The following is a 20977-nucleotide window of genomic DNA, read 5'->3' as shown; positions in this document are numbered from 1 at the left end:
TGGAATGCTGAATATAGAAGTATGGGCTTAACTTTTATAATGTTTCAATCATCTCGTTTTAAAACAACTAGCCGACTTGCAGAAGGTTTTGCTCCTGGTGCTGAATATGTTATTTGTTTAGTTGTGACCGTTATAATCGGCTTCGCGATTTATGGTTACTGGAAAATGAAAAAACATCAGAACAATAGAAAAGAATAATATTCTTCACTTTATTAGACTTAAGGTAATTGAAGCTGCAATCAGTAATAAAAAGATAATTTTTTACGATAGCAATTAAGAAAAGCAATTACCATATTTTCACATTGTCAAATTAATCCTCAGCAACAACCTTAATTCGATCTTTAACCTTTGCAGCAATTTCACGTGCGACAGCGACATCTTTATCTACCACAGTAACATGACCCATTTTTCTAAAAGGTCTGGTTTGTTTTTTACCATAAATGTGAGGTGTCACACCAGGCATGGCTAGAATATCTTCAATACCATCATAAATGACATTCCCAGTATGACCTTCTTCTCCTACAAGGTTTACCATAACAGCAGCAACAGTACTATCTGTATTTCCTAAAGGTAAGTCAAGTACACAACGCACGTGTTGTTCAAACTGATCTGTTACAGAACCTTCTATAGAATAATGACCAGAATTATGTGGTCTAGGTGCCACTTCATTTACTAGAATGTCTCCATTTTTAGTTAAGAACATTTCTACAGCTAATAGGCCTACATGGTCATAAGCAGCACTCACTTCTAGAGCAATAGCACGAGCTTTTTCAGAAACGGCATCATCTATACGTGCTGGGCATACTACATATTCTACCTGATTAGCTTCTGGGTGAAATTCCATCTCTACCACAGGATAAGTTTTCATATCTCCACTAGAATTACGAGCGACTATTACAGCCAGTTCCAGCTTAAAATCGATCATATCTTCATAGATACATTCCACCTGAGGCAAGTCGGTAAGATCACTTTCTTGACGGATTACTTTTACACCTTTACCATCATAGCCACCTTCAGCGCTTTTCCATATGAATGGATAGTCCTTTCCATGATTTAAAATTGGTTGTTCATGAATTTGAAATGGAGCTGTAGGAATATTGCTATCTAGATAAAATTGTTTTTGAACCGCTTTATTTCTAATTAAGTTCAATACACGAGCACTGGGAGAAACCGCGATACCTTTATCTTCTAAATCCTGAAGTGCTTGCACATTGACGTTTTCTATTTCAATAGTTAACACATCGACTTGTTCGCCAAACTCCATCACGGCCTGATAGTCCATAATATCTCCTTCAAAAAAGACAGTACAACCTTCAAAAGCAGGTGCTGTATCATCTTTATCCATCACATAAGTGGCGATATCCCATTTACGCGTGGTGTATAACATCATTTTACCTAGTTGTCCGCCGCCCAGAATCCCAAGCGTAAACGGTGAAGAAAAAAGTGGTGTGCTCATTAGGCAAAAATAAGAGGATAAATTGAACTTGAACTTGAACTTGAAGATGAATTTGAACAACAATATCAAATGACATGAAGAAGCACTATCAACAGCGGCTGTCAACTGCCTACTAAATACTATCTTTGCATAAAATATTTAAGAAGTGATTAAGATTCACGACCTCTATTTCAAACCTTTTCTAACGGCAACTCAAATAAGCGATGCCGTTAACAACCTCGCATACCAGCTCAATAGAGATCTTGCAGATAAAAAGCCCGTCTTTTTAGGAATACTCAATGGTAGTTACATGGTCATGGCAGACTTGACACGCAAGTTTAATCATGATTGTGAGATTGCTTTTTTAAGAGCTTCTAGTTATGAAGGGACATCTTCCACTGGTGAGTTAGTAGAGACTTTAAATGTTGATATAGACCTTACCGATAGAACAGTTGTTATCGTAGAAGATATTGTAGATACAGGATTAACTGTTGACATGCTTTCGCGAAAGCTGCTAAAACACAATCCTACTGCTTTACATGTAGCGACGCTATTTTTAAAGCCAGAAGTTTATAATCGAGAATTGAAAATCGATTTTGTGGGTTTAAATATTGAGAACAAATTTGTCGTGGGATACGGCATGGATTATGATAATTTAGGGCGCAATTTGCCTGAACTTTACGTACAAACACAACGCATGAAAAACATTGTTTTATTCGGTCCTCCAGGAGCCGGAAAAGGAACCCAAGCAGAACGTTTAAAAGAAAAATACGGACTAGTTCATATCTCTACAGGAGACGTGTTTCGTTATAACATCAAAAATGGAACAGAATTAGGAACACTTGCAAAATCCTTCATGGATAAAGGAAACCTAGTGCCAGATGAAGTAACTATTAAAATGCTTAACGCTGAGGTGGAAAAAACACCAGATGCAGCAGGATTTATTTTTGATGGTTTTCCTAGAACAGATGCGCAAGCAAAGGCATTAGATGAATTATTAGCTTCAAAAGGATCTGAGATTGCCGGTATGGTTGCGCTAGAAGTAGATGATGAAGTTCTAGTTGAAAGATTATTAGAAAGAGGAAAAGCAAGCGGTAGAGCAGATGATGCAAGTGAAGGAGTGATAAGAGATCGTATCGCTGTCTATTACAAGCAAACAGCGCCACTTAAAGATTACTATACAGCACAAGATAAGTATCATGGAGTAGATGGTGTAGGAGCACTAGATGAAATAACAGCTCGATTAAGTGTGGAGTTTGATAAGCTTTAAGACTATAAAAAACCGAAGTTAAATAAACGGAAGGTTTAGGTGTTTTAAATTATAACCTTGATGTTTCTACTCTTATAGTAGGTAACAACGAGTTTTGCAAGAGTAACATACAAACAATTAACTGATGACGATGAACCGTTATCAGACATTAGATAAAAAACAATGACCGAAGGAAATTTTGTAGACTATACTAAAGTACATCTTGAGTCAGGTCGCGGCGGTAAAGGAAGCACGCACTTGCACAGAGAAAAGTACATCGATAAAGGTGGTCCAGATGGTGGTGATGGTGGTCGTGGTGGTCATATAATCTTGCGTGGTAGCAAGAACTTATGGACATTGTATCATTTTAAGTATAAACGTCACTTTAAATCTGCTCAAGGTGGAAATGGAGCAAAGCAACGACGTACTGGTGAAGATGGAGATGATGTATATATCGATTTACCACTAGGTACGGTCGTTAAAGATTCTGAAACCGGTAATGTGATTTATGAAATGCTTGAAGATGGAGCAGAATTTGTAATCTGTGAAGGTGGTAAAGGCGGTCGTGGTAACTGGCATTTTAAAAGCTCTACTAGACAAACGCCTCGTTATGCCCAGCAAGGTATGGAAGGTACATCTCTAGATGCTGTATTTGAAATGAAAGTACTGGCAGATGTTGGTCTGGTAGGATTTCCTAATGCTGGAAAATCAACATTGCTTTCTGTAATTACTAGTGCAAAACCTAAGATTGCTAACTATGAGTTTACTACTTTAAAACCTAATCTTGGAATTGTAGAATACCGTGATTTTAAATCATTTGTAATTGCAGATATACCTGGAATTATTGAAGGTGCAGCAGACGGAAAAGGTCTTGGGCATCGTTTTTTAAGACACATAGAACGTAATTCTACTTTATTATTTCTTATTCCTGCAGATTCAGATGATATCAGTGCAGAGTATGATATCCTGTTACGGGAATTGAAAAAATACAATCCAGAATTGCTTGATAAAAATAGATTTGTCTGTATTTCAAAAGCCGATATGCTGGATGAAGAATTAATGGAGCAAATGAAAGAAGGTCTTGATGAGGAAGGTGCTTTTGATGGCGCGCCTTATATGTTCATTTCTTCGTTATCACAATTTCATATGCAAGAATTGAAAGATCGCTTGTGGCAAATGCTTAATGAGTAAATAAAACAGCCCTTTGAAATCATTTCAAAGGGCTGTTTTATTTGTACTATCTTTATTTGAATATTTATTAATACATACCTTATATAATGAAGTTAATTATCTGTTTTTTGCTATTTACGGTTTCTTTTGTTTCTGTAGCCCAAGAGTCCTTGGATTATATAGGTTTATGGTCTTTTAAAGAATTGGACCGTAGCGCTATGGAAAGTATTGATGAAGAAAAAATCAGGTTAGTAACTAATATGTTTCAAGAGATGAAACTTGAAATACTAGATACTGAAATTTATCAGATGCAGTTTATGGGTGAAGTACAAGAGTCTAGTTATACTAAATCTGGCGATACTTTGCTTTTAGATAAAGGTGATAAATTTATTTTGCTGGACGATGGAACGGCTAGAATGGAATCTGGAAATGCGAGATTGTTATTTGCAAAAGGAGACTTCAAAAATCAAAAAACTTATAGTTATTTAACTGAAGATAAATATGCATTACAATCATTTAAAACAGAATCCTTATTGGGTAAGTGGAAGGTGCAAGAGGTAAAAGCGGCAGAAGGTGTTGAAGGTGGTGGAATGTATGAGATGATAGGTATGATGATAACCTTTAATTTTATAACAGAAGAAGAGGTTGCTCTAGGTATTTCAGGTATACAAACTGTAGAAGAATATCAAATCGATATGGATACCCAAGAACTAGTATTCATAAAGCCTGATGCTGAAGAGAATAGAATGTATGCTATAATTCAAGTGTTTGAGGAATACATGATCGTACAACATCTAAAAGAGAAGACTTACTTATATATGGTTAGAGAATAAGTATAAAACTTACACTTTTTAAACACCAAACTGTTCAAAATGATGGTTTAAGTGTTTCCATTGCATGATGCCCCATTGATCTTTAGTAAAATCACCAAAAACAGGATGCGGCTTACGATTCTCATTATTGCGATCTTCCCACAACTCATTCATCCATTTCTGTAATTCTATTTTTTCTATATTAAAATCATAGTCCCCTAAACTTCTAAACTGTGGTGGTGTAGGTGCGTTTTTCTTGAATGGCTTTGGACTGTACATCATTTTTTTAAATAGGACTTTAATCAGCCAGTTAGATTTCATGGTGACATCTGATTTACCTAACGCGATTTTTATAGGCGCCTGACAGTGGTTTAGCATTTGTGAACCATTCATCTTTCCCCATTGCGCATTGCTATCTATGGTTATATTATCAATACGTTCTTGTAATTCTTGATAAGCCTCTATTTCAAAAAAAGATTTCATAAGTAATAATTATAAGTTAGTACAATAGGTATGGTTGCCTCATCACGTCATAAGCTTTTAGGTCATTTTCCCAACTAGCTCTTATCTCGCTAGCGGTCATTCCCGCTTCAATTTGTTTTTGCAAGTTTTCTGTACCGGCTAGATTGGTGAAAAATGAATTAAAAAAGTTCTTTTTTGAAGGCGCTTTTGCGTAAGCGTCAATTAAAAAATCTAGATTTATTTGATCAAGTTTTGGGTAGCTTCTCAAATCTACGCCGAAACATTTCTTCCCGTTATGCAATGGTCTTTTTGCTCCTTCGTTAGGTGTAGGCGTAAAAGAAAAGTCTCTGTATTTTGCAAGTACAGGTGATCCATAGATCTGAAACTGCATTTCAGTACCACGACCTACACTAATGTCTGTTCCTTCAAAAAAACATAAACTAGGATAAAGGTTTATGGCTTGATCGTTAGGTAAGTTGGGAGAAGGTTTTATAGGTAAAGAATAATAATCTGTTCTTCGATAATTGTTCATTTTCAACACCATCAGGTCACATTTTAAACCATATTCTAGCCATCTCTCTCCATTAATCATTTGAGCATACTCACCTATCGTCATACCATGTACAACAGGCACTGGATGCATACCTACAAAACTTTTGTGCGCAGGTTCTAAGATAGGTCCGTCGATATAATGTCCATTTGGGTTAGGTCTGTCTAATACCACTACTTTTTTATCTAGCCTGGAGCAGGCTTCCATTACATAGTGCAACGTAGAGATATATGTGTAGAATCTTGCTCCTACATCCTGTATATCAAAAATGACAATGTCAACATCTGCAAGTTGTTCTTCAGTAGGTTTTTTATTAGAACCGTAAAGAGAGATGATAGGTAGTCCAGTTTTTGAATCGATTCCATCTTTTATGCTCGCACCAGCATCTGCCGTACCTCGGAAACCATGCTCTGGTGCAAAAACTTTTTTGACTAGTACACCACGACTTAATAAGGTGTCTACTAAATGTGTGTAGGTAACAACCTCAGGTTCATCCCAGTTAGTTTTATTGTTTTTTACACTCGATCTTACCACGCTAGTTTGATTGCTTACAACAGCAACATTGCGTCCTTTAAATAAGGCAATCCACTGTTGTATGTTGTCTGCGGCAGGAGTAGGTTGGTTTTCTAAAGCATTTTTAGATTGTATCACTTTGCGACTAGCAACTAAAGAATCAGATACTTTTTCAGCCTTAGCAGTCGTTTTATTTTTATGATTGATTTTTGCATCGCAAGAAATCATGGTTAAAGCGATAGCTAATATGGTATATTTGAAAATCATAAAAGAATAAGTGAATTTAGAGTATTTCATAGCAAAAAGAGTGCAAAGTAGTGCCGCCTATAAAAATAGCGTAAGTGCACCGATTATAAAAATTGCAATTGCAGCAATCGCGATAGGAGTGATAGTTATGTTAATAGCCATTGCTACTGGTGTTGGGCTGCAAAAAAAGATAAAAGAAAAAGTGAGTGCCTTTAATGGACACGTCAGTATTTCCCTTTATGACCGCAATAACTCTATTACAACTGTAAAACCTATCTCTATAAATCAAGTTTTTTATCCAGAGTTTGAATCTGTTCCAGAGGTAGTACATGTGCAAGCAGTGGCCACATTAGGTGGAATGATTAGAACCGAAAAAGATTTTGAAGGTATCATTCTTAAAGGTGTAGGTACCGATTATGACTGGACTTACTTTAAAGACTTTTTAATAGATGGTGCATTGCCTGATATGACTTTAGAAAGTGTTACAAGAGAAATTCTAATATCAGATGATATTGCACGCAGGTTGCGACTTAAAGTTGGTGATAAGGCACCTACTTATTTTGTGAAACCTAATGCATCATCAAACGGTAATCCGACCATTTCAAGAGGATTTACAGTTTCAGGAATTTATGATAGCGGTCTAGAAGAGTACGATACTAAATTTATTATAGGTGATATAAGGCATATTCAAAAAATTAATAAATGGGAAAATGACCAAATTGGAAAATTTGAAGTCTTTATCGATGACTTTGATAATCTAGATCAATTAGGTATAAAGATATTTCAAAACACTGACTCGCTATTAAACAGTCAAACCATAAAACAGCAATATCCAACCATTTTCTCATGGCTTGCATTATTAGATTCTAATGTTTATGGTATTATAGCGATTATTCTTATCGTAGGTATCATAAATATGATCACCGCATTACTGGTTCTTATATTAGATCGCACACGTATGATAGGTATATTAAAAGCACTAGGTGCTGGTAACTGGCTAGTCCGCAAAATCTTTTTATATAATGCGATGAGCCTGATTTTACAAGGACTCGTTATAGGGAATGTTATCGGTCTAGGGCTGATAGGTATTCAATATTTCTTTAGTCCATTTACTTTAGATCCATCAACCTATTATGTCACTGAGGCGCCAGTTTATCTATCACTTTGGCATGTGATTGCTCTTAATTTAGGGACGTTTATATTGTGTTTATTAGTTCTCATAATACCTTCGTTTATAATAAGTAAAATATCACCCGTTAAGGCGATGAGATTTGAGTAATCAGCTATTTAAGAGGATAGTTTTCTTTTTATTTCGCTTCCGCGAAAGCGTCATTAAAATCAATTAACAAATCAATAATGCTATAGAGGTCTAAGAACTTATGCAAAACATTATTTTTGCATTTCAAATAGGAATATGGAATACGTAGAAAATATACTAGGTACGATAGGTAATACACCTCTAGTTAAGATGAATAAACTAGTAGAGGACTTACCATGTCTTGTACTTGCAAAGTATGAAACTTTTAATCCAGGGAACTCTGTAAAAGATCGCATGGCTTTAACAATGATTGAAGACGCAGAGGCTGATGGAAGATTACAACCAGGTGGTACTATCATAGAAGGAACTAGTGGTAATACAGGAATGGGACTTGCCCTAGCCGCTATAATGAAGGGTTACAAGCTTATATGCGTTCTTGCAGATAAGCAGTCTAAGGAAAAAATGGATATCCTACGTGCTGTAGGAGCTGAAGTTCACGTGTGCCCAACTAACGTAGAGCCCGATGATCCACGTTCTTATTATTCTACCAGTAAAAGATTGAGTGAGGAGATTCCTAATTCTTGGTATGTAAATCAATATGATAACCCGTCTAATTGTAAGGCTCATTATCAAAGTACAGGTCCAGAGATATGGAAACAAACCGAAGGTAAGGTGACTCACTTTGTAGTAGGTGTAGGAACTGGAGGAACAATATCTGGAGTAGGAACTTATTTAAAGTTACAAAATCCCAATGTTAAGATTTGGGGAATAGATACCTATGGTTCAGTTTTTAAAAAATATCACGAGACGGGAATTTTTGATGAGAATGAAATTCATTCTTATGTGACCGAAGGGATAGGTGAAGACATTTTACCGCTTAATGTGCGTTTTGAAGTCATAGATGGTTTTACTAAAGTGACTGATAAAGATGCCGCTGTTTACACTAGAAGACTGGCAAAAGAAGAAGGAATGTTTTTAGGAAACAGTGCCGGAGCAGCCATTAAAGGTTTAAAACAAATTCATAAGGAGCATGGCTTTACTAAAGATGATGTGGTAGTAATCTTATTCCATGATCATGGTAGTCGTTATGTAGGGAAGTTTTTTAACGATGATTGGATGCTAGAAAAAGGATACATTAACGAAGATGGTTCTTATCCTGAGGATGATAAATAAGAATTTAATTAAGTCAAAAAAGCCCCAAAATCTAATATAGATTTTGGGGCTTTTTTATTGAGGTTAACCATTATCTTTTAATCAATTTATAGATTAAGGAGCTATTTCTATTCAATCTAACTAAATACATTCCTGTTGAAAGCTCAGGTAATTCTATGTTAATTGAATTTGAGGAAGTATCAAGTTCTTTGCTTAAAATTAAACGACCATTTAAATTTAATACCTCAATATATCTAGGGCCGTTTTGATTTAAGAAGTTAATGGAAAAGTTATTTCCGTTTAAAGGGTTAGGATAGATACTGAATCCATCTTTTTCAATATTTGTAATACTTAAAGTAACATTTGCTTCGAGAAAATCTGGGATTCCAGATCCATCTGTATCATCATCTGTTGGGTCACCATTGTTATTGTAGTCTTCATTAATTGTTAAAACTCCATCTCCGTCATCATCGTCATCTAGATAGTTTTCAATTCCATCTCCATCTGTATCGAGAAAAGGAATGTTTTCTATTCTATAACCAGTAGCGCTTATCTCTATAGCGGTAGGAACACCATCACCATCATCGTCATCATCTTGATAGTTAGGTATTCCGTCTCCATCAGTATCATCATCATTAAGATTTCCGTTTCCATTTAAATCTTCACTTAAATCAGGTATTCCATCATTATCTGTATCTGTGAGCGGTTGGGTAGTAAGTAATAAGTCAAAATCTACAATAATATTTGAACATAACATATTTGCATTATCCACTCTCGCATAAATAGTTTGTGGATTGGTCGTATTTGCAAAAGCACTAGTACTTCCAATAGGATTGGTCTGCGATTGGGCATCTGCAAGAGTTGTGTAGTATAAAACTGATGTTGTTATAGGGTTTAAATCACCAATAATTCTTGCAGTATTAAAATCTAGATTAAAATCTTCAGTGCCATTTCCGTCACTATCATACCTGTATAAATCAACCGCTTCAAAATCTGTTTGAGGATCAAGAACATCTATACAATATTGTTCTGTATAAGTACAGCCGTTATTATCTGTTGTAGTGTAATCATAACAATTCAAACCTGTCTGTGTAGGCGTAATTGAAATTTGATTTGTTCCTGTAGAAGTTATATCTGGACTTGAAGACCATGATTCACTTATTATTACTGGGTTAGTGTAATTCACACTAGATTCTAAACCAACTCCGAATTTCATAAACCAGCTGAATATGTATCCATTGTCTATTGACAAATTATCGGTTATTCTTAATCTCCATACTCCATTTAGTGGTACTCCAGTAAGGTTATTAAAAGGCGTTTCAGATGCGTAATCACCAGCAGGAATCGTTGTATTTGTAATCGCTGCAGTTGTCATAGTTGTTGTAGCTTGAGTTGTGAAACAGTAATCATATCCTATGCCAGGAGTCGTTGTCACATCATCTACTGGTTCACCTAGAAAAGTTCCGCCACCTGAGTTAGGATAGGTAATAAGATCTATCGCAGTCCCGTTAGGAGCAACTAACTCTATTCTCAAATCGCCTAAATAAGAATGTTCGATATTCATACATACACCTAAGAAATTTGCTGGATTAACTAAAGTCGCACCGTCAGGAAAACAATCTATTATTATTACAGTTTGGTAGCTAACTCCATTGCCATCAGGTAAAAAAGTTGTGCCAGCTACAAAAGCTGCATCATCACAGGTTAGTACTGTATCTATTTGTGAAGTTGTAGTTATATCCATTGAATCTCCTAAACATAGAATAGGCGTATCCGTTGCAGTATAGTCTAAAACTGGTTCTGGAGAAACCACAACGGTAACATAATCTGTTGTGCCTACTGGATTAGAATTTTGATCAGTAGTACGTAGTTGTACAAAGAACGCACCTGAATTGTTAAATTGTTGATTTACAACTCTAGTATTTTGATTACCTAAATTTCCAAAATCCCATTCAAACATATAGTTTGAGCCATCGATGGCCGTGAAATCTATAGTGTCTCCTGGGCAAATTTCAATGATGTTATTTACCGCCATAGGTAAAGTGCTCTCGATTCCTGAGTTTTGAGAAATCCCCAATAATGATGACAAGAAAAATAGATAAGTAAAGAGTTTTTTCATGGTTTAGCTTTGAGGTTATTTCCTATAAAAATAGGTTAATTTTTGACTGCTAAGTGTTTTTGTGTATATTTTCACAAGTATTGTTTCGGGTTACAATTTAATACTTAATTCATGCAAGAAGATTTTATTCATTATCTCTGGAAGTTTAAAAAACTAAGTGGCCAGCAATTGCAAACCACAGAAGGTAAGTCGATCGTGGTTAAATCTTTAGGAACACACAATTTTCATTCAGGTCCCGATTTTTTTAACGGTAGATTAGAAATCGATGGTCAGGAATGGGCAGGAAATGTGGAAATGCATGTAAAAGCAAGTGACTGGTACTTGCATGGTCATGATGATGATCCTGCTTACGATAATGTCATATTGCATGTGGTATGGATACATGATGCAGAAATTACTCGTCGTGATGAGATAAACATACCCGTGCTAGAAGTGAGTAAATATGTGCCAGAATCATTAGTTAAGAACTATCAAAAACTTTATGCGATTAAGAAAGATCAATTCATTAACTGTGAAAATGACATAGCTGCGGTAGATGGTTTTAAAAAAGCCCAATGGTTTGAAAAGTTGTTTTTTGAAAGATTAGAACAGCGCAGTATTCATATAAATAGAATATTAAAACAAACCCAAAACGATTGGGAAGCTTTATTTTTTCAATTATTATGTAGAAGTTTTGGAACTAAAATTAACGGCGATGCTTTTGAACAATTAGCACAAAGTATAGATTCAACTACGATACGCAAACTTGCAAAAGACGCGTTTCAATTAGAAGCGACGCTTTTAGGTCAGGCAGGATTACTTAATGATATTAAAAAGGATCGTTATTATAAATTGTTAGTTGATGAATACGCTTTCGCGAAAGCGAAATTTCAATTACAGCCAGCTTTAATACCTATGAAGTTTTTCAGGTTAAGGCCTGCAAATTATCCTACGATACGGATATCTCAACTAGCCATGCTTTATCATAACTCGCCACATCTCTTCGGAGAAGTTTTACTTGCAAAAACCAGAGAAGATATTCACAAATTATTTGATTTGAAATCGGTCTCTTACTGGGATACCCATCATGTCTTTGATAAAGAAACTGTATTTAGAGAAAAATCACTTACAGCATCGTTTATTGATTTGGTAATTATAAATTGCATTGTGCCAGTAAAATTTGCTCATGCACAGTTTGCCGGAAAGGATAAAACCGAAGAGTTACTTCAATTGATGTATGACTTAAAATTTGAATCCAATACTATAGTCGGTGAGTTTAAAAAACGAACTGAAATTAATAATGCATTGGAATCGCAAGCCGTACTTCAATTAAAGTCACATTACTGTGATGTTAATAAATGTTTGAGTTGTGATATAGGTGTGTCGCTCCTTAGAGATAAATCTAGTTGAGGTATATAATTTAATCGCTTATCATTAAATTTACCACATGGGAATAGTTACAGGTTTAAGGCATTACATGGAGAAGTACGGTTTCTATGTGTCAACTCGTATTGCAGATCGTATGGGAATGCGTGCTCGTAATGTACGTATCACCTTCATTTATTTCACGTTTGCAACATTGGGAGCAGGTTTTGGAGTGTATCTCATTATCGCCTTTTGGCTCAAAATCAAAGATATGCTGTATGTTAAAAGAAGCTCTGTATTTGATCTCTAAAATAATTTAATCACGTGCGTTCAAAAATAGCTGTTGCGATTTCCTTACTTATTACCATCTTGCTTATAGGTGTTTTGGGATTTAAATTTATTCAAGGTCTCTCTTGGGTAGATGCTATTTACATGACAGTAATAACTATTTCAACTGTAGGTTATCGTGAGGTAGAGCTTCCAAATGAACAGACTAAGATTTTTATTGTTTTACTCTTATTATTTAGTGTTGTAATCGTAGGTTATGCGGTGTCTGTTATTACAGAGTATTTAATATCACGTAGTTCATTGAAAGATATGAGAGAAAAAAGAAAACAAAAACATATAGATGCTATGGAGAATCATATTATAGTTTGTGGTTATGGTCGCAATGGTAGACAGGCCGTTGAGAAGCTAAGAGATTATCACAGAGAATTTATAATCATTGAGAAGAATCAAGAGGTTATAGATGATTGTGGGCTAGATAGCAATATGTTTTTAAGAGGAAATGCAAATGAAGATGAGGTCCTTATTAAAGCAGGAATAGAAAGGGCATCTACTCTTATTACAGCCTTGCCCGATGATGCAGATAATCTTTTTACCGTATTGAGCGCAAGACAACTTAATAAATCTCTTAAGATTATTTCACGTGCTAGTGAAGAAACCAGCTATAAGAAACTAAAACTTGCAGGAGCTGATAATGTTATATTACCAGATAAAATAGGAGGAGAGCATATGGCTTCACTTATTGTAAGTCCTGACCTGATTGAGTTTTGGGATAACTTAAGTTATGGTGGTGATGAAGGAGTAAACCTTGAACAAGTGTCCTTTGAGCAAATGTTTGATGATAATGGAGATTGCTCAATAATTGATCTTAATTTAAGACAAAAAACAGGTTGTACTATTATAGGATATAAATCGGCAGATGGGAATTATACCGTTAATCCAGATCCTAAAATGATGCTTACTGCAGGTTCAAAAATTATAGTTGTAGGAAATACACAGCAAATTTTGAACCTACAGAAGGTCTATCGAATTAACAATGAGGTAACATAAGTGCCTTTAAAACTTTTAAAAAGCAAGATTTTTGTGCATCTTGCTGACTTAACCAAAATTTAAATCAAAAAAAGAATGAAACGTATTTATAAAGTATGTTTATCAATGCTGGCTTTTATTATGCCTGCATTTGTTTTTGCGCAGGAAGCTGCAGAGAAAGGATTAGATGAAAAAATTGATGATGCCTTTGGTTGGGCGACAGGAGATTATGTTCAAGCAGTATTTTATCAAATTCCTTTTACAGACGAAATAAAAATTTATTGGGTTCTTTTTCCTCTTATTCTAGGAGCCTTGTTTTTCACTGTTTACTTTAAGTTTATAAATTTAACAGGAGTTTGGAGAGCTATTCAGGTTGTAAGAGGTAAATATGAAGATATAGAGAAATTCGGAGCAGAAACTCTTTATGGTGAAGATGGTATTGCAAATGGTGTAGATATCAATAACGTTGATGATATAGAGGCTCACATCGATGAGTTCAGTGACGAAATTGCTAACGATGGAGATATTAAAGATACTATTAGAGATGAAAGCTCTGATGGTGAGGTATCACACTTTCAGGCCTTAACGGCTGCGTTGTCTGCTACTGTTGGATTAGGAAATATCGCCGGTGTTGCCGTTGCTGTATCTGTTGGTGGTGCAGGAGCAACCTTCTGGATGATTGTTGCAGGATTTTTAGGTATGGCTTCAAAGTTTGTAGAATGTACCTTGGGTGTAAAATATAGAGATGTCGGTCCAGATGGAACTGTTTATGGCGGACCGATGTATTATTTAACTAAAGGATTGAAGTCCATGGGACTTGCCGGTTTAGGAAAGGTTTTAGCTGTATTATTTGCTATAATGTGTATCGGTGGATCATTTGGTGGTGGAAATATGTTCCAAGCTAATCAAGCTGCTCAAATGGTTGAAAATATCACTGGTGGAACAGAATCTTTTTTATATGGTTATAAATGGGCATTTGGTTTATTTATGGCAGTATTTGTTGGTATCGTAATCATCGGAGGAATTAAATCAATTGCCAAGGTGACTGATAAAATTGTTCCTTTTATGGTGGTGATATATGTAGGAGCATCTTTATGGGTGATTTTTGCTCGTTTTGATTTGATAGGTGAGGCATTTACTCAAATTATTGATGGAGCTTTTAGCCCAGAAGGAGTTGCAGGTGGAGCTATAGGAGTTTTAATACAAGGTTTCCGTAGAGCAGCATTCTCAAATGAAGCTGGTGTAGGTAGTGCTTCTATCGCACACTCTGCGGTAAAAACTAAATATGCGGCAAGTGAAGGCTTAGTGGCATTATTAGAACCGTTTATTGATACCGTGGTAGTTTGTACAATGACTGCCTTGGTTCTAATTATCACAGGTAACGTAAGTTCTGAAAATGCTGGACTTAATGATGCAGATGCGATTTTATTAACTTCTGGAGCATTTGAATCAGTGATAAGCTGGTTCCCATATGTACTAACCCTAGCGGTAGTATTATTTGCATTTTCAACGATGATATCTTGGTCTTACTACGGATATCAAGCTTGGGCATACCTTTTTGGTAGAACCACTAGAACTGAGTATACTTATAAGATTTTATTCTGTGTATTTGTAGTGATAGGTTCAGCTGCTAGTTTAGGTAATGTTATCGGTTTCTCTGATGCGATGATATTCTCAATGATGGTGCCTAATATGATAGGTATTGTCTTATTAGCTCCTAAGGTTAAGAAGGAGCTGAATAGATATATGAGTGCTATCAAATTAAAGTCAAAAGCTATCGACTAATCCTTGATAAATGAAAAATTTTAAATCCCTCTTTTTGTTTAACCGTAAACAGCAAAGAGGGATTTTTATATTAATAATTGTCTTGTCTATAGTTGTTGCGATTTACATTTTTTCAAATAGTAGATCATCGCAACCGCTTATTGTTGAGGATACAAGCGAATATCAAAGACAAGTAGATTCTTTGAAATCTGTTGCGATTGCAAAACGAAACAAAATTTATCCTTTTAATCCTAACTATATAACAGACTATCGAGGTTATGTGTTGGGACTTAGTGAAGAGGAGTTAGAAAGGTTACATCGCTTTCGCGAAAGCGATAAATGGATTAATTCCAAAAAAGATTTTCAAAATGTAACAGGTGTTTCAGATCAGTGGCTAGATAGTATTAGTCCATATTTTAAATTTCCAGAATGGGTTACTAATCCTAAAAAGCAAAACAAATTTGTTCCGTTCAAAGAACGTAAGGTTGTTGCCAAGGATATTAACACTGCTACACAAGAAGAGCTTAAGGCAGTTTATGGTATAGGTCCAGCATTATCGGGTAGAATCATTAAAGAGCGAGAATTTTTAAAGGGCTTTATAGATATGAAGCAGGTGCGAGGTGTTTACGGCCTTACCGATTCTACTATGATCCAGCTAAAAAAACATTTTTACATCCCACTTTCCTCTACTCAAAACAGAATTGCTCTTAATAACGCAAGTAAAGATGAATTGTTAAGTATTCCTTATTTTAACGACTATCTCGTTGATGAACTTATTAAACAGCGTACGCTAAGGGATGGCTTTAAAAGTTGGGATAAAGTTGTGTTAACCTCTAGGTTTCCAGAAGAAAAATTAGAGCTAATTCAGCTATATTTGACACTTAACTAAATCAACAGTTTAACTACTTTATATGTATTCAAAATATTTTACTGAAGAACATAATGTCTTCAGACAGAGTTTTAGAGATTTTCTCAATAAAGAGGCTGTTCCTCATATCGATAGATGGGAAGAAACGGGTAAAATTGATCGAGAGATTTTTGAAAAAATGGGTGAAATGGGCTACTTTGCTTTGTACTACCCAGAAGAATATGGTGGTTTAAATTTAGATTTCTTTTACACAGTAATATTTCTTGAAGAAATGCAACGCATCAACTCTGGTGGGTTCGCAGCAGCGATGTGGGTTCAAGCTTTCCTAGGAGCGCAACACTTGCTTAAAGAAGGAGATGAACGCATTAAACAAGAATACTTAGTTCCAACTTTAACAGGAGAGAAAATAGGATGCTTAGGTATTACAGAGCCTTTTGGAGGTAGTGATGTCGCAGGAATGAGAACTACTGCGGTTAAAGATGGTGATCATTACGTGATTAATGGTTCAAAAACTTTTATTACTAATGGTGTTTATAGCGATTATCTAGTTATCGCTGCAAAGACGGATCCAGAAGCAAATGGTCGTGGAATTTCCATATTTGTTATGGATAGGGATACTCCAGGTATAAGCGCTACAAAATTGAATAAACTGGGATGGAGAGCTAGTGACACTGGAGAAATAGGATTTGACAACGTACGCATTCCTGCTGAGAATTTAATGGGAGAAGAAGGGAAAGGTTTTCCTTATATCATGCAACATTTTGCTTTGGAGCGTTTAATTATGGGAATTAATGCGCATGCTAGAGCAGAATATGCTTTAGAATATACGGCTCAGTATATGAAAGAGCGAACAGCCTTTGGTACCACAATAGATAAGTTTCAAGCCTTACGTCATGGCATGGCAGATATGTATAGTGAAGTAGAAATGGCAAAAAACTTCAATTATTCAATTTCTGAACAACTAGATCAAGGCTTGTATCCAGTTAAGGAAGCTAGTATGTCCAAGCTTGTCTCTACCAAAATCGCTGATGAGGTTATTTATAAATGTTTGCAATATCTGGGTGGTTATGGATACATTGAAGAGTATCCACTCGCTCGTATGTGGAGAGATAGCCGTTTAGGTCCAATCGGTGGAGGTACTAGTGAAATCATGCGTGAAATTATTGCAAAGATGGTTATGGATGGTAAGGATTATAAACCAGCTGCAAAGTAATTAGTGTCTTTTTGTACCGCTGTCGCGAAAGTGTAATTGATAAAAAGTATTGTAATTATAAATAAATATGTATTTTTGCCATCCCAAAGAAAGGAGGTGATGACACTATGTTAATAATACCAGTTAAAGACGGAGAAAATATCGATAGAGCCCTAAAGCGTTTCAAAAGAAAATTTGATCGTACAGGTAAGATGCGTGAACTACGTAGAAGACAGCAGTTTACTAAACCATCTGTTGCTAAAAGAGCTCAAAGAATAAAAGCTTCTTATATACAGCACTTAAGAGATGCAGAAAACATCTAGTATTTCTTAAATTTATAAAGACCGCTAGTAGTAAAATTCTTAATTTTACTTTCTAGCGGTTTTTTTATGTCATTACAATCCTTTTTCGATTACTTATCTCTTGAGAAAAAATATTCTCGTCATACCGTTGTGGCTTACAAAAAGGATTTAGAACAAATGAAGTCTTTTTTAAAGGAAGAATATGATATAGAGATAGAAAATGCGTCATATCCCCTAATAAGAACTTGGTTAAGTAACTTGCTCGATGATGACTTAAGTACGAGGACCATCAATCGTAAAGTTGCATCCTTGAAGAGTTATTATAAGTTTTTATTATTGACAGGGCAAATTGATTTTCACCCTTTATCTCAACACAAGAGTCTAAAGGTTGCAATTAATGTTCAAATTCCGTTTTCAAAAAAAGAAGTTCAACAAATCCTAGACAACTCCTATGATTCTTCAGATTTTGAAACAGTTAGGGATTTATTGCTAATTGAGCTGTTTTATGTTACCGGAATGAGGAGAGAAGAGTTGATTAATTTAAAATTACAAGATGTTAGCCTCTCCACAAGAAGTATTAAGGTGATGGGGAAACGTAACAAAGAACGTATTATTCCCTTATTGTACTCTATTTCAAATAAACTAGAGTCATATTTGGTGTTGCGTGATTTGATAAATGTTAACGGATTTAATGAATTGTTCTTGACGGGTAAAGGGTATAAACTGTATCCAGTTCTTGTTTATAGGATTATAAAATCGTATTTTAGTAAGGTATCTGAGAAGGTAAAAACGAGTCCGCATATTTTAAGGCATTCTTTCGCTACACATCTTTTAGATGAAGGTGCTGATTTAAATGCTGTTAAGGAGTTGTTAGGTCATGCGAGTCTTGCTTCTACTCAGGTTTACACCCATTCAAGTATGAAAATGTTGAAAGGGGTTTATAAAAACGCGCATCCGCGCTCAAAGAAGGATTAATTAAATAAATAGCTTATGAAGGTAAATGTGCAGTCTGTAAATTTTAATGCAGACGTTAAACTTGTAGATTTTATTCAAGAACGATTAGATAAACTTGAACATTTTTACAGTAAGATAATAAATGCTGATGTTTATATGAAAGTTCAAAAAACTTCTGCTCCTGAAAATAAAATAATTGAAGTTAGGTTGTTTGTTCCTGGTGAAGACCTAATTGCCTCAAAAACATGTAAGTCCTTTGAGCAATGCATAGATGAATGTTCCGATGCACTAGAGCGCCAACTCAAAAAAAGAAAAGAAAAACAGAATTCTCATTAATTTTATTCAAAAAAAATTTTGAGAATTAAAAAATACTCTTACATTTGCAGTCCGTTAGAAATAGCGGGCTTTTTTACGCAAGTAAAATTGATTAAAAGCCGATGTAGCTCAGCTGGCTAGAGCAGCTGATTTGTAATCAGCAGGTCGTGGGTTCGAGTCCCTCCATCGGCTCTTTAAAATACTAGATCTTAATTGATCTTTTGGGGAGATACTCAAGCGGCCAACGAGGACGGACTGTAACTCCGTTGGGAAACCTTCGCAGGTTCGAATCCTGCTCTCCCCACACATTGACTCAAATTATTGTTTGAGGCTTGTTGAAATATTGAATACCTTTTGACAATTTTGTTGTCGATAAATGCGAGAGTAGCTCAGTTGGTAGAGCGTCAGCCTTCCAAGCTGAATGTCGCCGGTTCGAACCCGGTCTCTCGCTCTAATTTTAAATGTGCATGTGAAGCGCGTTTTTTTAAGGTCAACTCTGTTCCTTAAATCTATAATGGTTTAATCGCCGGTGTAGCTCAGGGGTAGAGCGTTTCCTTGGTAAGGAAGAGGTCACGAGTTCAAATCTCGTCATTGGCTCTGAAGAAAAAGGTCTCTAGTTGAGGCCATTACTTGTATATGCTGATTTGGTTTTGCCTTGTTAGTATTTGAATTGAACACTAATATAAATTAAGATTATAAATTATGGCTAAAGAAACGTACGATCGTTCGAAACCCCACCTAAATGTAGGAACAATTGGTCACGTTGACCACGGTAAAACTACACTTACTGCTGCAATTACAAAAGTTCTTGCTGATGCTGGTTTCTCTAATGCGGTAAATTTTGAACAAATTGACAATGCTCCTGAAGAAAAAGAGCGTGGAATTACTATTAACTCTTCACACGTAGAGTATCAAACTCAAAACAGACACTATGCACACGTAGATTGTCCTGGTCACGCCGATTATGTAAAAAACATGGTTACTGGAGCAGCGCAAATGGATGGAGCTATTCTTGTTGTTGCTGCAACTGATGGTCCTATGCCTCAGACTCGCGAGCACATCTTGTTAGGTCGTCAGGTTGGTATTCCTCGTATTGTTGTATTCCTTAATAAAGTGGATATGGTAGATGATGAAGAGCTACTTGAGCTAGTGGATATGGAAGTTCGTGATTTATTATCTTTCTATGAGTATGATGGTGATAATGGTCCTGTTGTTTCAGGTTCTGCACTTGGTGCGCTTAATGGTGAGGAAAAATGGGTAAATACAGTTCTTGAATTAATGGAAGCTGTTGATGCTTGGATTGAAGAGCCTGTTCGTGATATGGATAAGCCTTTCTTAATGCCGATTGAAGATGTTTTCTCTATCACTGGACGTGGAACGGTAGCCACTGGTCGTATTGAGACTGGGGTTGGTAATACTGGAGATCCTGTTGAGATAATCGGTATGGGAGCTGAAAAGTTGACATCTACTATTACTGGTATTGAAATGTTTCGTCAAATCCTTGATAGAGGTGAGGCTGGTGATAATGCAGGTATCTTGTTAAGAGGTATTGAGAAGTCACAGATTTCAAGAGGTATGGTTATTGTTAAGCCTGGTTCTGTTACTCCGCATGCTAAATTTAAAGCTGAGGTTTATATCCTTAAGAAAGAAGAAGGTGGTCGTCACACGCCTTTCCATAATAACTATCGTCCACAGTTCTATGTAAGAACAACTGATGTAACTGGTAATATTGCTTTACCTTCAGGTGTTGAAATGGTTATGCCTGGTGATAACTTGACAATTACAGTTGATTTGATTCAACCTATTGCGTTAAACTTAGGTTTACGTTTCGCTATCCGTGAAGGTGGTAGAACAGTAGGTGCTGGTCAGGTTACTGAGATACTAGATTAATTATCTGATTTTAATATTTAAGTATCCTATCTTTTTTAGATAGGATACTTTCCCTTTGTTAGAATTAT

At 35.7% G+C, this 20977-nt stretch carries 20 protein-coding genes and 4 tRNA genes; 20 read left to right on the top strand and 4 right to left on the bottom strand.

Annotated elements, in window-relative coordinates; translation table 11 throughout:
• Positions 1–39 precede the first annotated feature (39 nt).
• Complete coding sequence (locus tag IL45_RS15150) at positions 40–198, top strand: hypothetical protein (RefSeq protein ID WP_160165395.1); 159 nt, start codon at positions 40–42, stop codon at positions 196–198.
• Between the two features lie 112 nt (positions 199–310).
• On the opposite strand, the gene IL45_RS07395 is transcribed toward IL45_RS15150, so the two are convergent.
• The gene (locus IL45_RS07395) at positions 311–1456 is read right to left on the bottom strand and encodes a 5-(carboxyamino)imidazole ribonucleotide synthase (protein ID WP_036582275.1); all 1146 of its coding nucleotides are present in this window, start codon (positions 1454–1456) and stop codon (positions 311–313) included.
• Positions 1457–1601: 145 nt separating this feature from the next.
• Here IL45_RS07395 and IL45_RS14935 point away from each other — a divergent pair, with 145 nt between their 5' ends.
• The 3 genes from IL45_RS14935 to IL45_RS07380 all read left to right on the top strand — a co-directional run bounded on the left by IL45_RS14935 (position 1602) and on the right by IL45_RS07380 (position 4687).
• On the top strand, positions 1602–2705 hold the full coding sequence (locus IL45_RS14935; RefSeq protein ID WP_081866565.1) for an adenylate kinase: 1104 nt from the start codon (positions 1602–1604) through the stop codon (positions 2703–2705).
• A 162-nt stretch (positions 2706–2867) separates the two neighbouring features.
• Entirely contained in the window at positions 2868–3875 is a 1008-nt protein-coding gene (obgE, locus tag IL45_RS07385; protein ID WP_036582272.1) for a GTPase ObgE, read from the top strand.
• 86 nt (positions 3876–3961) lie between these two features.
• Complete coding sequence (locus tag IL45_RS07380) at positions 3962–4687, top strand: hypothetical protein (RefSeq protein WP_036582268.1); 726 nt, start codon at positions 3962–3964, stop codon at positions 4685–4687.
• Positions 4688–4705: 18 nt separating this feature from the next.
• On the opposite strand, the gene IL45_RS07375 is transcribed toward IL45_RS07380, so the two are convergent.
• Together IL45_RS07375 and IL45_RS07370 are read right to left on the bottom strand one after the other, a co-directional pair.
• Positions 4706–5149, bottom strand: coding sequence for a DUF1569 domain-containing protein (locus tag IL45_RS07375; RefSeq protein ID WP_036582266.1), 444 nt, complete (start codon positions 5147–5149; stop codon positions 4706–4708).
• A gap of 16 nt (positions 5150–5165) precedes the next feature.
• The gene (locus tag IL45_RS07370; RefSeq protein WP_200875706.1) at positions 5166–6488 is read right to left on the bottom strand and encodes an exo-beta-N-acetylmuramidase NamZ family protein; all 1323 of its coding nucleotides are present in this window, start codon (positions 6486–6488) and stop codon (positions 5166–5168) included.
• Here IL45_RS07370 and IL45_RS07365 point away from each other — a divergent pair.
• Together IL45_RS07365 and IL45_RS07360 are read left to right on the top strand one after the other, a co-directional pair.
• Positions 6469–7716, top strand: a complete 1248-nt coding sequence (locus IL45_RS07365) for an ABC transporter permease (protein ID WP_036582263.1) — start codon at positions 6469–6471, stop codon at positions 7714–7716. The genes IL45_RS07370 and IL45_RS07365 overlap by 20 nt on opposite strands.
• A 135-nt stretch (positions 7717–7851) precedes the next feature.
• Positions 7852–8868, top strand: coding sequence for a PLP-dependent cysteine synthase family protein (locus IL45_RS07360; protein WP_036582261.1), 1017 nt, complete (start codon positions 7852–7854; stop codon positions 8866–8868).
• Positions 8869–8938: 70 nt separating this feature from the next.
• Here the strand turns inward: IL45_RS07360 and IL45_RS14795 are convergent, their stop codons facing one another.
• Positions 8939–10966, bottom strand: coding sequence for a T9SS type A sorting domain-containing protein (locus IL45_RS14795; protein ID WP_051788696.1), 2028 nt, complete (start codon positions 10964–10966; stop codon positions 8939–8941).
• Positions 10967–11077: 111 nt separating this feature from the next.
• On the opposite strand from IL45_RS14795, the gene IL45_RS07350 reads away from it, so the two are divergent.
• From IL45_RS07350 to tuf, 14 genes are all read left to right on the top strand, one after another.
• The gene (locus IL45_RS07350) at positions 11078–12355 is read left to right on the top strand and encodes a DUF2851 family protein (RefSeq protein ID WP_036582259.1); all 1278 of its coding nucleotides are present in this window, start codon (positions 11078–11080) and stop codon (positions 12353–12355) included.
• Between the two features lie 37 nt (positions 12356–12392).
• On the top strand, positions 12393–12620 hold the full coding sequence (locus IL45_RS07345) for a PspC family transcriptional regulator (protein WP_036582257.1): 228 nt from the start codon (positions 12393–12395) through the stop codon (positions 12618–12620).
• 14 nt (positions 12621–12634) lie between these two features.
• Entirely contained in the window at positions 12635–13645 is a 1011-nt protein-coding gene (locus tag IL45_RS07340; RefSeq protein WP_036582254.1) for a potassium channel family protein, read from the top strand.
• Positions 13646–13720: 75 nt separating this feature from the next.
• A complete protein-coding gene (locus IL45_RS07335) occupies positions 13721–15409 on the top strand; it encodes an alanine/glycine:cation symporter family protein (RefSeq protein ID WP_200875705.1) in 1689 nt (562 codons plus the stop codon).
• A gap of 10 nt (positions 15410–15419) precedes the next feature.
• Entirely contained in the window at positions 15420–16277 is an 858-nt protein-coding gene (locus IL45_RS07330) for a helix-hairpin-helix domain-containing protein (protein WP_036582251.1), read from the top strand.
• Between the two features lie 22 nt (positions 16278–16299).
• On the top strand, positions 16300–17469 hold the full coding sequence (locus tag IL45_RS07325; RefSeq protein ID WP_036582249.1) for an acyl-CoA dehydrogenase family protein: 1170 nt from the start codon (positions 16300–16302) through the stop codon (positions 17467–17469).
• 107 nt (positions 17470–17576) lie between these two features.
• Positions 17577–17771, top strand: coding sequence for a 30S ribosomal protein S21 (gene rpsU / locus IL45_RS07320; RefSeq protein ID WP_036582246.1), 195 nt, complete (start codon positions 17577–17579; stop codon positions 17769–17771).
• 66 nt (positions 17772–17837) lie between these two features.
• Positions 17838–18725 carry a tyrosine-type recombinase/integrase gene (locus IL45_RS07315; protein WP_036582244.1) on the top strand — a complete coding sequence of 296 codons (888 nt, stop codon included), beginning with the start codon at positions 17838–17840 and terminating at the stop codon, positions 18723–18725.
• A 15-nt stretch (positions 18726–18740) separates the two neighbouring features.
• Positions 18741–19040: a ribosome hibernation-promoting factor, HPF/YfiA family gene (gene hpf / locus IL45_RS07310; protein WP_036582242.1), complete on the top strand. Its 300-nt coding sequence runs from the start codon at positions 18741–18743 to the stop codon at positions 19038–19040.
• 97 nt (positions 19041–19137) lie between these two features.
• Positions 19138–19211 (top strand) — tRNA-Thr (locus IL45_RS07305).
• Positions 19212–19242: 31 nt separating this feature from the next.
• Positions 19243–19323, top strand: a tRNA-Tyr gene (locus tag IL45_RS07300).
• Between the two features lie 74 nt (positions 19324–19397).
• A tRNA-Gly gene (locus IL45_RS07295) sits at positions 19398–19470 on the top strand.
• Positions 19471–19544: 74 nt separating this feature from the next.
• A tRNA-Thr gene (locus IL45_RS07290) sits at positions 19545–19616 on the top strand.
• A gap of 105 nt (positions 19617–19721) precedes the next feature.
• Positions 19722–20909: an elongation factor Tu gene (gene tuf / locus IL45_RS07285; RefSeq protein WP_036582240.1), complete on the top strand. Its 1188-nt coding sequence runs from the start codon at positions 19722–19724 to the stop codon at positions 20907–20909.
• Positions 20910–20977: the final 68 nt, after the last annotated feature.

The organism is Nonlabens ulvanivorans, from assembly GCF_000732625.1.
GTDB lineage: Bacteria > Bacteroidota > Bacteroidia > Flavobacteriales > Flavobacteriaceae > Nonlabens > Nonlabens ulvanivorans.
This window is presented reverse-complemented; position numbering and strand designations above follow the sequence as displayed.

Excerpts from the sequence above, each read along its gene's own strand:
- IL45_RS07350 (WP_036582259.1), top strand. The coding sequence starts at position 11,078 with ATGCAAGAAGATTTTATTCATTATCTCTGGAAGTTTAAAAAACTAAGT.
- IL45_RS15150 (WP_160165395.1), top strand. The coding sequence starts at position 40 with ATGTTTCAATCATCTCGTTTTAAAACAACTAGCCGACTTGCAGAAGGT.
- obgE (WP_036582272.1), top strand. The coding sequence starts at position 2,868 with ATGACCGAAGGAAATTTTGTAGACTATACTAAAGTACATCTTGAGTCA.
- IL45_RS07360 (WP_036582261.1), top strand. The coding sequence starts at position 7,852 with ATGGAATACGTAGAAAATATACTAGGTACGATAGGTAATACACCTCTA.
- IL45_RS07375 (WP_036582266.1), bottom strand. The coding sequence starts at position 5,149 with ATGAAATCTTTTTTTGAAATAGAGGCTTATCAAGAATTACAAGAACGT.
- IL45_RS07395 (WP_036582275.1), bottom strand. The coding sequence starts at position 1,456 with ATGAGCACACCACTTTTTTCTTCACCGTTTACGCTTGGGATTCTGGGC.
- IL45_RS14795 (WP_051788696.1), bottom strand. The coding sequence starts at position 10,966 with ATGAAAAAACTCTTTACTTATCTATTTTTCTTGTCATCATTATTGGGG.
- IL45_RS07370 (WP_200875706.1), bottom strand. The coding sequence starts at position 6,488 with ATGAAATACTCTAAATTCACTTATTCTTTTATGATTTTCAAATATACC.
- hpf (WP_036582242.1), top strand. The coding sequence starts at position 18,741 with ATGAAGGTAAATGTGCAGTCTGTAAATTTTAATGCAGACGTTAAACTT.
- IL45_RS07380 (WP_036582268.1), top strand. The coding sequence starts at position 3,962 with ATGAAGTTAATTATCTGTTTTTTGCTATTTACGGTTTCTTTTGTTTCT.
- IL45_RS07330 (WP_036582251.1), top strand. The coding sequence starts at position 15,420 with ATGAAAAATTTTAAATCCCTCTTTTTGTTTAACCGTAAACAGCAAAGA.
- rpsU (WP_036582246.1), top strand. The coding sequence starts at position 17,577 with ATGTTAATAATACCAGTTAAAGACGGAGAAAATATCGATAGAGCCCTA.
- IL45_RS07325 (WP_036582249.1), top strand. The coding sequence starts at position 16,300 with ATGTATTCAAAATATTTTACTGAAGAACATAATGTCTTCAGACAGAGT.
- IL45_RS07315 (WP_036582244.1), top strand. The coding sequence starts at position 17,838 with ATGTCATTACAATCCTTTTTCGATTACTTATCTCTTGAGAAAAAATAT.
- IL45_RS07335 (WP_200875705.1), top strand. The coding sequence starts at position 13,721 with ATGAAACGTATTTATAAAGTATGTTTATCAATGCTGGCTTTTATTATG.
- IL45_RS07345 (WP_036582257.1), top strand. The coding sequence starts at position 12,393 with ATGGGAATAGTTACAGGTTTAAGGCATTACATGGAGAAGTACGGTTTC.
- tuf (WP_036582240.1), top strand. The coding sequence starts at position 19,722 with ATGGCTAAAGAAACGTACGATCGTTCGAAACCCCACCTAAATGTAGGA.